Origin of the sequence: Micromonospora sp. ATCC 39149 (assembly GCF_000158815.1) — a bacterium.
Taxonomy (GTDB): Bacteria; Actinomycetota; Actinomycetes; order Mycobacteriales; family Micromonosporaceae; genus Micromonospora.
The window spans coordinates 4068807-4078803 of record NZ_GG657738.1 but is presented as its reverse complement, the minus strand read 5'-3'; the positions used below and the strand labels follow the sequence as shown (position 1 = coordinate 4078803).

At 71.8% G+C, this 9997-nt stretch carries 7 protein-coding genes and 1 pseudogene; 4 read left to right on the top strand and 4 right to left on the bottom strand.

Features of this window, described 5'->3' with window-relative positions; genetic code table 11:
• The 3 genes and pseudogenes from MCAG_RS17545 to MCAG_RS17540 all read left to right on the top strand — a co-directional run.
• A pseudogene (locus MCAG_RS17545) lies at positions 1–374 on the top strand (DUF916 domain-containing protein); the annotation flags it as partial.
• A gap of 186 nt (positions 375–560) precedes the next feature.
• Complete coding sequence (locus MCAG_RS32655) at positions 561–758, top strand: hypothetical protein (RefSeq protein WP_157548108.1); 198 nt, start codon at positions 561–563, stop codon at positions 756–758.
• 106 nt (positions 759–864) lie between these two features.
• Positions 865–1980, top strand: a complete 1116-nt coding sequence (locus MCAG_RS17540) for a glycosyl hydrolase 53 family protein (RefSeq protein ID WP_050777997.1) — start codon at positions 865–867, stop codon at positions 1978–1980.
• A 63-nt stretch (positions 1981–2043) separates the two neighbouring features.
• Here the strand turns inward: MCAG_RS17540 and MCAG_RS17535 are convergent, their stop codons facing one another.
• On the bottom strand, positions 2044–3423 hold the full coding sequence (locus MCAG_RS17535; protein WP_036373926.1) for a permease prefix domain 1-containing protein: 1380 nt from the start codon (positions 3421–3423) through the stop codon (positions 2044–2046).
• A complete protein-coding gene (locus MCAG_RS17530) occupies positions 3420–3794 on the bottom strand; it encodes a PadR family transcriptional regulator (protein WP_007074314.1) in 375 nt (124 codons plus the stop codon). Before MCAG_RS17530 ends, MCAG_RS17535 begins: the two co-directional genes overlap by 4 nt.
• A 161-nt stretch (positions 3795–3955) precedes the next feature.
• Between MCAG_RS17530 and MCAG_RS17525 the strand changes: the two genes are divergently transcribed.
• Complete coding sequence (locus MCAG_RS17525) at positions 3956–5539, top strand: bifunctional NAD(P)/FAD-dependent oxidoreductase/class I SAM-dependent methyltransferase (protein ID WP_036373921.1); 1584 nt, start codon at positions 3956–3958, stop codon at positions 5537–5539.
• 138 nt (positions 5540–5677) lie between these two features.
• On the opposite strand, the gene MCAG_RS17520 is transcribed toward MCAG_RS17525, so the two are convergent.
• Both MCAG_RS17520 and MCAG_RS17515 read right to left on the bottom strand, forming a co-directional pair.
• Positions 5678–8836 (bottom strand): Ig-like domain-containing protein, encoded by a 3159-nt coding sequence (locus tag MCAG_RS17520; RefSeq protein ID WP_036373909.1) that lies wholly within the window; start codon positions 8834–8836, stop codon positions 5678–5680.
• A gap of 271 nt (positions 8837–9107) precedes the next feature.
• Positions 9108–9893: an FkbM family methyltransferase gene (locus MCAG_RS17515; RefSeq protein WP_007074311.1), complete on the bottom strand. Its 786-nt coding sequence runs from the start codon at positions 9891–9893 to the stop codon at positions 9108–9110.
• Positions 9894–9997 lie beyond the last annotated feature (104 nt).

Sequence of the window (9997 nt, the reverse complement as noted above, 5' to 3'; positions counted from 1 at the left end):
ACCGTGTCGGACTGTTCGGCCTCGCCGGGCGGGACACCACGGTCGACGTCGAGGAGTTGCTGCCCGGCGGCAGCCGCACGGCCCAGGCCCGCGTCGGCGGTGTCTGGGGGCTGGGCCCGCTGCGGACGACCGTGGCGATGACTCCGGCGGCGCTCGGCGGCGGGGCCATCGCCGAGGCCGGGTCGGCCACGGCCACCGTGACGGTCTGGGCGGTGCCGTGGCCGCAGTTGGGCGTGGTGGTCGGCCTCACGGCGGCCGCCCTGGCGCTTCGGGTGGCCCGTCGGCGGCGTCGGCGGCGGCTCGCCCTGCTGCTCGAACGGGCCCGGCAGGAGGGCCGGGCGTCCGCCACCACCGTGGGAGATTCGCCGAGTTGACCGTGGTGACCTTGCCGGCGGCGACCGGTCGGGGGGCAACCCGGGTATGGTTTGGGTGGCGGTGTCGGCAGGCGGTCCTCCGCGATCGGGCACCGTGATCGGGCGTCAGTGCGAACGCCGACTGGAATCGCGGCACAACGGCCCGCGGCCACCCAGGCTCTCCCTCAGCAGAAACAGGAATCCCGCATGACTTCTCATGGCGATGGCCCATCGGCCTTGTTCCTCACCCCGCCGGCGAACAACGGGCTCGACGAACAGGGCGTGACCTTCGACGGCAGCGAGGAGGCGATGCAACGGCTGCGGCATCCGTTCACGGTGCGCCCGGCCGACCAGGCACACCGGTCGACGCCGACGACGGACGACCACCCGGGACAGCAGCACTGACCACGGCACCCCGGGCGGCCGACCCGACTGTGGTATACATAGATATCTATTGAAGCCTGTCCGATGCCGGGCCTCGGCCCCGCGCCTGCCATCGAGGAGGTCGGGGATGACTCCGCACCGCCGCGTCCTGCGGGCCTGGGTCGCCGCGCTCCTCTCGCTGGTCGCCCTGCTCACGCCGCTGACACCGGCGTCGGCCGCGAACACGCTGACCATGCTGGGCGCGGACGTCTCCTCGGTGCAGCGCAGCCTGGACCTCGGCGCGCGGTACTACGACGCCGGCGGGACCGCGCGGGACCCGCTCGACATCCTCAAGGGCCTCGGCGTCAACTACGTCCGGCTCCGCGTCTGGAACAACCCCGTCAGCGGCTGGAACAACAAGGCCCGGGTGCTGGCGTACGCGCGGGCGGTCAAGGCCAGGGGCCTCAAGCTGATGATCGACTTCCACTACTCGGACACCTGGGCCGATCCCGGCAAGCAGTACAAGCCCGCCGCCTGGGCGAACCACGGCATCGGCCAGCTACAGACCGACGTCCACAACTACACCTACGACGTCTGCTCCAGCCTGAAGGCACAGGGCACCACGCCGGACAGCGTCCAGATCGGCAACGAGATCAACGTCGGCATGCTGTGGAACGACGGCAGGGTCGTCAACAACGACTTCACCAACCTCAGCCTGCTGCTCAAGGCCGGCTACCAGGCGACGAAGCAGTGCAACAGCGGCACCCAGGTGATCATCCACACCGCCAACGCGGACAGCATGGCCAACGCGCGCTGGTTCTACGACGGGATCGCGGCGAAGGGCGTCCAGTGGGACCTGACCGCCCTGTCCTACTACTGCATGTGGCACGGCACGCTGGCCAACCTGTACAACGTCATCACCGACGTGCGGTCCCGGTACGGCAGGCCCGTCGTCCTCACCGAGACGGCGTACCCGTTCACCGCCGCGAACGCCGACGGCGAGCCGAACTCGGTAAACGGCACCGAGCCCTGCGCCGGCCATCCCGCGAGCTGGAGCGGGCAGGCCACCGAGTTCGCCTGGGTGCAGAACACCGCTCGCGACGCCGGCGCCATCGGCGTCTTCTACTGGGAGCCGACCTGGTACGCCGTCCCTGGCAACGGCTGGGACCCGGCGAACATCAACGGCACCGGCAACCAGTGGGACAACATGGCCATCTTCAACTGGACCGGTCGCGTGAACCCCAACGTGCGCTGGACGCCGTAGCCCGGGTCCCGGCCACCGTGCGGTGGCCGGGACCCGGGCTACGGCTCAGGCTCAGGCTCAGGCTCAGGCGAAGTCGAACACGAGCGGGAAGGCGAGGACGACGATCCAGGCCCAGCCCGCGTACACGGCCAGGTAACGGGTCTGCCAGCGTTCCAGGCGGGCGAACGGCGTGCGGCCCCGGACGAAGCTGAGGAACAGCCACGCCGACCAGGCCAGGTTGGTCAGCAGGACGAGATTCTCCCCCAGCGCCGCGGTCTTGTTGGGGCTGAAACCCCACTCGGTGATCCGGCCGGTGATGGCCAGCAGCACCAGGACGTCGATGATCAGGGCGCTGACGACGAGCGCCAGTTGAAGGCGGTCGAACAGGCCGGGTCGGGCCGCGAGGTCGCGGGCGGAGATGGCGTACAGCAGCAGGCCCAGCACGACGACGAGCAGCAGGTCGAAGAGGATGAGCACGTCGCGCTCGACGTCGATGCCGTTGGTGGTCCAGACGATGGCGACCAGGAAGGCCAGCAGGGTGGCGGCGAACAGCGGCGTGAAGACGCGGGTCAGCACCGGGGCCATGTTCTCGATGACGCTCTGCTTGGCCTCCACCAGCCACGCCGACACGACGACCGCGGCCATGGCGCCGCACGGCAGCAGCCACAAGGTGATGAAGCCCTCGGCGTCGATGCCGATGGCCCGGAAGGTGCCGGCGGTGAAGGCTGTGAGCACGCCGCCACCCAGGCCGAGGAGGCTGAGGTAGATCAGCCACTCGCCGGTGAACCGGATGAAGTCCATCCGTCGCCGGTCCGAGCGCCAGTCACCGCCCACGTAGGCGACGCCGACGACCAGCCACAGCGCGAGCGGCAGGTGGATGACCGTGAGCACGAAGGACTGCGAGTCATCGGCGAGCGGGTACACGTTCGCGGCGACCGCGCCGAGGACGAACAGCGCCGCGAGCACCCCGACGACGCGGGCATTGACGCGGCGTTGCCAGGCGAAGTACGCGGCCAGCGCCGGCAGCGAGAAGAGGCTCAGGTTGCGCGCGTAGAAGCCGGCGTCGTTGTCGCTGGCCAGGTCGAACCCGAACCAGCCCGGCACCTTGATCGCGAGCGCCGCGACGACGGCGCAGACCACCATGACGGGCAGTTCGCGCCGGGTGCGGGCGGCGGCGGGCGCGTCCGGCTCCCCGGGCAGCACGAGCTGCTTCCACAGCCGCTCGGAGTGCTCGCGGGCGAACTCCCGCGACAACTCGTCGAGGCTGCCCATGCGCTTGACGGCGATCAGGAACGCCTCGTCGGTCCGCAGGCCCGCCTCGACCAGCTCGGTGATCCGGCTGCGCAGGTGGTCCTCCAGCTCCTCGGTGTCGGTGTGGTGCAGCTCCCGGCGGCGACGCGTGTAGGCCCGCCACTGCGCGATCTGGGCCTCCAGGTCGCTGTCGCTGTCGCTGTCGAGGGTCATCGTCCCGCCTCCCATGCCGGTGCCGCGATCGGGTTGACGGACCGGGCCGTGTCCCAGACGCCCCGCAGGGTGTCGACGACCGCGGCCCACTGGCGGCGCTGCTCGGCGAACTCGGCCCGGCCCTGGTCGGTGATGCGGTAGTACTTGCGGCGGCGTCCCCCGGCCGGGGTCTGCCAGTACGCCTCGACGTGGCCGAGCCGCTCCAGCCGGTGCAACAGCGGATAGAGCAGCCCCTCGGTCCACTCCAGCTGCCCGCCCGACAGCTCGTTGACCTGTTTGAGGATCGCGTAGCCGTAGCTCTCGCCCTCGGCGAGGATCCCCAGCACGAGCGGTGTCGCCGAGGCGGCGACGAGGTCCTTGGTGATGTGCATTCGACCACCTATCCCTAGAACTGCAATGCATAGTAGTTCTAGGTAAGGAGATCCCGCAACTCCGACCCGCCAGCCGGATCTTTGCCGTTCCGGCAACATTGTTTGTCGGATCGGCAGATCGTGCGACACGGTGGACGCACGACGAGCGGAGGAGGCATCCGGTGGACGGGACGTACGACGTGGTGGTGGTCGGCGGGGGCGCCGCCGGGCTGAGCGGGGCGCTGGCCCTCGCCCGGGCACGGCGGTCGGTGCTGGTGGTGGACGACGGGCAGCCGCGCAACGCGCCGGCCGGGCACGTGCACAACTACCTGACCCGGGAGGGCACGCCGCCGGCCGAGCTGATGGTGGCCGGGCGCGACGAGGTGACCCGCTACGGCGGCGAGATCATCGCCGGCCGGGCTGAGGCCGCGTCCCGAGAGGGCACCGGCTTCGTCGTGACGCTGGACGGCGGGCGCGAGGTGCGGGCACGGCGGCTACTGGTGACGACCGGGCTCGTCGACGAGCTGCCCGACCTGCCGGGGTTGGCCGAGCGGTGGGGGCGCGACGTGCTGCACTGCCCGTACTGTCACGGCTGGGAGGTCCGGGACCGGCGCATCGGGGTCCTGGCCACCGGGCCGACGGCTGCCCATCAGGCGGACCTGTGGCGGCAGTGGAGCCCGGACGTGCTGCTCCTGCTGCACAGCGCGACGCTCGGCCCCGAGGAGGCCGAACGGCTCGCGGCGCGCGAGATCACCGTCGTGGAGGGCCCGGTCGAGAGGGTCGAGGTGGCCGGCGACACCCTGACCGGGGTACGCCTGGCCTCCGGCGAGATCGTCGCGCTCGACGCGGTGGTCGTCGCGCCCCGGTTCACCGCCCGCGCTCAGGTGTTGGAGTCGCTCGGCTGCAAGCCGGTCGACGTGGAGTTCGGCGGGCAGGTGATCGGCAGCCAGGTGCCCGCCGACCCGACCGGTGCCACCGCCGTGCCCGGCGTGTGGGTCGCCGGCAACGTGGCCGACGTACGCGCCCAGGTCATCGTGGCCGCCGCGGCGGGCCTGGCCGCCGGAGCGGCGATCAACGCCGACCTCGTCGCCGAGGAGGGCCGTGCCGCCGTGGACGCCTACCGGCACCGGATGGGCACGATGTTCGAGGAGGCCGCCTGGGAGGAGCGCTACCGCGCCCGGACGGCGGTGTGGAGTGGCCGCCCCAACCCTCAGCTCGTCGCGGAGGTGGCCGGACTGCCCGCCGGCCGGGCGCTCGACGTCGGCTGCGGCGAGGGCGCCGACGCCGCCTGGCTCGCCGAACGGGGCTGGCGGGTCACGGCCGTCGACATCTCCACCACCGCCCTGGAGCGGGCCGCCGCCCACGCCGCGGCGGCCGGGCCCGGGGTCGCCGACCGCATCGAATGGCTCCACGCCGACCTGCGCGACCAGCCGCCCGCCGAGGGCGCGTACGACCTGGTGTCGGCGCAGTTCATGCACCTGCCTTCCGAGGCGCGGCGGGAACTGTTCGCGCGGCTCGCCGCGGCGGTCACCCCGGGCGGAACCCTGCTGATCGTCGGGCACCACCCGCGCGACCTGCGCACCAGCGCCCACCGGATGCACTTTGCCGGACGCGGATGTTCCCCTCCGAGGAAGGTAGCGTCCGCCCTCGACCCCGCCGCCTGGCAGGTGCTGACCGCCGAGACCCGACCCCGCGCCACGGTCGACCCGGAGGGCCGCGACGTCACCATCCACGACGCCGTCCTGGTCGCCCGCCGCCGGGCGTGACCGCATGGGGAGTGGTCACCACGGGCACCCGGCGGTTCCAGGGCAGCGGGTGGGACCGCCCAGAACACCGCCGGGCCGTGTCGGGGCGACTATTCGCCCCGACACGGCCCGGCGGCCGATCGGCTCAGGTGACCCGGTTCAGCTGACGGTCACGGACATGGTGGCCGGCGGCTGCTGGAGTTGCCCGTAGTTGTCGACCGCCCGGACCGAGACGGTGTAGGCGCCCGCCGGGACCACCGGCGAGGTGTACGCGAAGTTCGACCCCGGCGAACCCGGGCTGGTCAGGAACGTGGAGATCCACGGGGCGGAGCCGGCGCCGAACACGCCGGACGAGGTCATGCCCTGGCCCGCGCCGTTGACGATCTGCACCTCCACCTTCAGCATCCCGATGTCGTCGACCGCGCGCCCGGTGACCACGATCCGCGAGTCGGCGAAGACCGCGCCGTTCTGCGGGCTGAGGCTCGGCTCCAGCCGCGGATCGAGGTCGCCCGGGTAGACGAGGTACTTGGCGGTGGCCCCGGACGTCGAGCCGTCCTGCTGGCCCGCCGTGTCGACCGCCCACGCCTCGACGCTGTACTCGCCCTTCGTCGGCAGGTCGATCGAGAGGGTGAAGGTGGTGCTCTTCGCGCCGGGCGAGGCGACCGTGGCGTTCACCGTGGCGAAGCTCGCCGCCATGGCGCCGTTGGGCTGCACGTACCGGCCGGTGTCCAGGTCACGCAGCGCCACCCGGACGCCCTGCACGCCCTTGTCGTCGGTCGCGGTGCCGGCCAGGTCGAGGTGCAGCTTCTCGATGTTCTGGTCGGTGCCGGTGACGTTCAGCTTGCCGTCGGGGAAGGCGTCGCCGGGCACCTGGGCGGTGACGCTCAGCTTGCCCAGGTTGGCGGTCGTCGTGGTCAGGCCGAGGTTGTCGGTGGCGCGTACCCGGAAGTCGTAGATGCCCGGGGTGAGCGGCACGGTGGTGAAGGACCAGTTGTACGACCCGGCGTTCAGGTTCGTCGGCGACACCCGGTGGTAGGCCGCGACCGCGTCGGCGCCCCACGTGCCGTCGGCGGCCAGCGACTCGCGGGTGGTGGTGTTGCGCAGGTAGATCTCGACCGACTTCAGGGTGCCGTCGTCGCTGGCGGTGCCGGAGAAGGTGATCGGGCTGCCGGGGGCGACGGTGACCGGCGCGGCGGCGGTGGGCGGGGTCATCGTGGCGGGGGCGGTGATGGCCACCGTCGGCGCCACCCCGTTCTCCGAGATGATCCAGTCCCGGTTCTCGCCCTTGAGGTCGCTCTGGCCGGCGCTGTCGACGGCGGTGGCGGTCATCCGCCACTCGCCCTCGGTCGGCAGGGTCACCTCGACCTGCCAGGTGGTCGACACCGCGCCGACGACGTCCGGCTCGGTGCGGAACGTGTTGTAGACCGCCGCGACCGTCCCGTCGTCCTGGAGGTAGTGGTTGTCCGGGGTGCGGAACGAGTAGGTCAGCGCGTTGACGCCCTTGTCGTCGGTGGCGGTGCCGGTGGCCACGAAGCTCTTCGTGGCGATCAGGCCGCTGGCCGGCAGGTCGATCTTCGTCGCCGGGGGCAGATCATCGAAGCTGAACGTCTCGATCTTCTTGACTGCCTTCGTGGCGTCGGCCTCGCCGCTGCGCCCGAACGTCTTCGCCTGGATCTGGTACTCGCCGACGGGCAGCGCCACGGCCAGCGACCACATGGTCGAGGTGGCGTTCGGGCTGGTCAGGGTCGCCAGGATGCTGTTGGAGGAGCCCCAGGTCACCAGGTCGTCCTGGAGGTACTTCCTGGAACCCCGGTTCTGGATCTCGATCTGCACCTTGTTGACCCCGGACGGGGCGGTCGCCTGGCCCTCGATCCTGAACGAGCCGTTGGCAGGCTTCACCCGTCCCTCGATGGGCGTGTCGATCGTCGTGTCCACCGCCGAGGGCGCCGGCACCCGGCCCAGGTCGAAGAAGCCGACCCGCCCCACCGGCAGGCCGCCCTTGGTGTTGCCGTCGCCGCCGACGAAGAGGCCACGCGGGGTGGCCAGCATCGCCTTCTCCCCCTCGTACGAGGTGGACCCCGGGTTCCACTCCAGGGCGGTGCCCGTCGCCGGGTCGAGCGCGCCGAGGTGGTCGCGGCGGACCACCTGGTCGCCGAGGCCGTAGCCGCCCAGGCCCTGGCCCGTGCCGTACCCGACGTTGTCCAGGCCGGGCCACGGGACGTTGGCCGTCGGCGACTCCTGCCAGCTGAAGTGGCCGCCGACGTACACGGCGGCCTCGGTGACGGCGACCGAGTAGATGCTGTCGAAGTGCCGGGAGATCCAGATCGGCTCGACGTGGTCGCCGCCGGCCACCGGGAACGCCATCGCGGTGTCGTTGATCGGCGGGCGGTCGCCACCCGAGCCGCTGGTGACCACGAAGTACGAGTCGTCCGGCGCGATGTCGCCGCCGAAGGCCCGCTGGATGCCGCCGACGAAGGAGAGGTTGTCCTCCCACAGGCGGGTGCGCCAGGGCAGGAGGGCCTTGGTGGCGGTGTCGATCAGACCGACGCCGTAGCGGTCCTGACCGGCGATCTGCCGGCCGGTGTGGACCACCATCAGCTTCCCGCCGTCGTGGGTGAGCTTGAGCTGCTGCACGGTGAGCATGCCGCCGACGCCGATGCCGCCGGACAGGGGCAGATCGAAGCCGCCGTCCACGGCTCCCGTGGTCGGGTTGAGCGCGGCCAACCCGGCGCGGTTCGTGCTGTTCACCTTCGTGAACTGGCCGCCCACGTACACCGCGTTGTTGGTCACGGCCAGGGCGGTCCCGCGCCCGTTGCTCTGCGCGGTGAAGCCGGCGACCGGGGCGCCGGTCACCGGGTTGAGCCGCGCGATCTTGCGCTTCGTGAGGCCGCCGACGGTGTTGAACATCCCGGTCACGTAGAGCGCCGAACCGTCCGGCGACGCCTCCACGGCATCGACGGCCCCGTCGAACGTCGGCCGGAAGCCGGTGTCCACCTTGCCCGTGTCAATGTTGTACGAGGCCAGCCACCGCTGTGCGAGCGCGGTCTGGCCGACGTTGGCGATCCCGGTGAAGGAGCCGGCGATGAAGACCCGGTTCCCGATCACCTCGATATCGGCGATCTCCCCGTCGGTGATTCTCGGTACGTCGCTGCGCGGCGTGCCGGGCACCAGCCCGGAGTGCCCCGGCACCTCGACGACGAGCGCCTTGACGGCAGGACCCGCGGCCTGCCAGGCGGACACCGCCGCGATGACCGGTTGACCGATCAACACGACAGCCCCGGCCACCAGACCCGCGATGACGCGGCTCCGAACACGCATCGAGACAACCCCCTGTAAACGCCCGCATCGCGCCACCGGGTCGGCCCCGGCAGTGTCCACCCGCCGGCATGCCGAGGACACCGTAAGAGACGAAACCGCCTCACCACCCTGTGCCTCGCCGGATTCCGGCCGATCGCCATCGAACACCGTCCCGGCGGCGGAACGCTCCGCCGTCGGCTCCGACTCCGCTCCACCGAACGGATCGATCCAGCGGTTCGCTGGCCGGAGCCCGGGACCGCCCGCTGCCCGCCGCCCCGCGCTGATTCCCGACTCAGTCTGCGCGCAGGCGGGCGTAGACGTCGCCGGACCGGCCCGCCGGGCGGACCCGCTCCAGCAGTCGCACCAGCCCGGCCGCGTCGAGCCATTCGTCGCCGACGTAGCGCATCGTCTCCACCGGCGAATAGTTGTAGCGGTACCCGCCGGCCGGGCCGCCGAGCCGCTCCACGATGTCGAGCGCGGCGAGGGCCGCGTCGTGGGCCGGGGGGAGGTACTCAAAGGACAGTGCGGGCAGCGGCCGGCTGAGCCCGGACAGCACGTCGACCTCGAAGCCTTCGACGTCGATCTTGCAGAACGCGGGTACGCCGTGGGCGGCGACGAGGTCGTCGAGGGTGATCACGTCCACCTCGACGGAGTGGTCCCAGCGGACCCGGGAGAAGCTGCTGTCCGCCGTGACCGACTCGATCCAGTCGGTCGACAGCGTCGAGACCGTGGGGGTGGCGGTGGACAGGGCCAGCCGCGCCCTCCCGGCGTCCGCGCCGACGGCCTCGGGCACGATCGTCACGTTCGGGTCCCGACCGAAGAAGAGGCGCAGGGCCCGCAGGCAGTCGGGTTGCGGCTCCACCGCGACCACCCGCGCACCCAGCCGCCGCCAGGTGCGCACCCGGCCGCCGACGTGCGCGCCGATGTCGAAGCCGACGTCCCCGGGCCGCAGGAACTCGCGGTAGAGCTCCAGCGCCCGGCGGTGCTTGTGGGGCTGGCCGTGGTAGATGGCCAGGGACCGGGTGAGCCCCCAGGCCCGGCGCAGCGCACGCTGCCCGTACGGCTGATCGGTCCGCATGATGGTCCTCTCGTCGCCTCGCCACCGCAACGCGCGGTCCCGACGATGACTACGCGGTGCGCGGCGGATCGGTTCACCCGAGGGACGCCCCGTTCCCAGGCGGT

Coding starts and splice junctions, on each gene's coding strand:
- MCAG_RS32655 (WP_157548108.1), top strand. CDS start 561: ATGACTTCTCATGGCGATGGCCCATCGGCCTTGTTCCTCACCCCGCCG.
- MCAG_RS17540 (WP_050777997.1), top strand. CDS start 865: ATGACTCCGCACCGCCGCGTCCTGCGGGCCTGGGTCGCCGCGCTCCTC.
- MCAG_RS17535 (WP_036373926.1), bottom strand. CDS start 3,423: ATGACCCTCGACAGCGACAGCGACAGCGACCTGGAGGCCCAGATCGCG.
- MCAG_RS17530 (WP_007074314.1), bottom strand. CDS start 3,794: ATGCACATCACCAAGGACCTCGTCGCCGCCTCGGCGACACCGCTCGTG.
- MCAG_RS17520 (WP_036373909.1), bottom strand. CDS start 8,836: ATGCGTGTTCGGAGCCGCGTCATCGCGGGTCTGGTGGCCGGGGCTGTC.
- MCAG_RS17515 (WP_007074311.1), bottom strand. CDS start 9,893: ATGCGGACCGATCAGCCGTACGGGCAGCGTGCGCTGCGCCGGGCCTGG.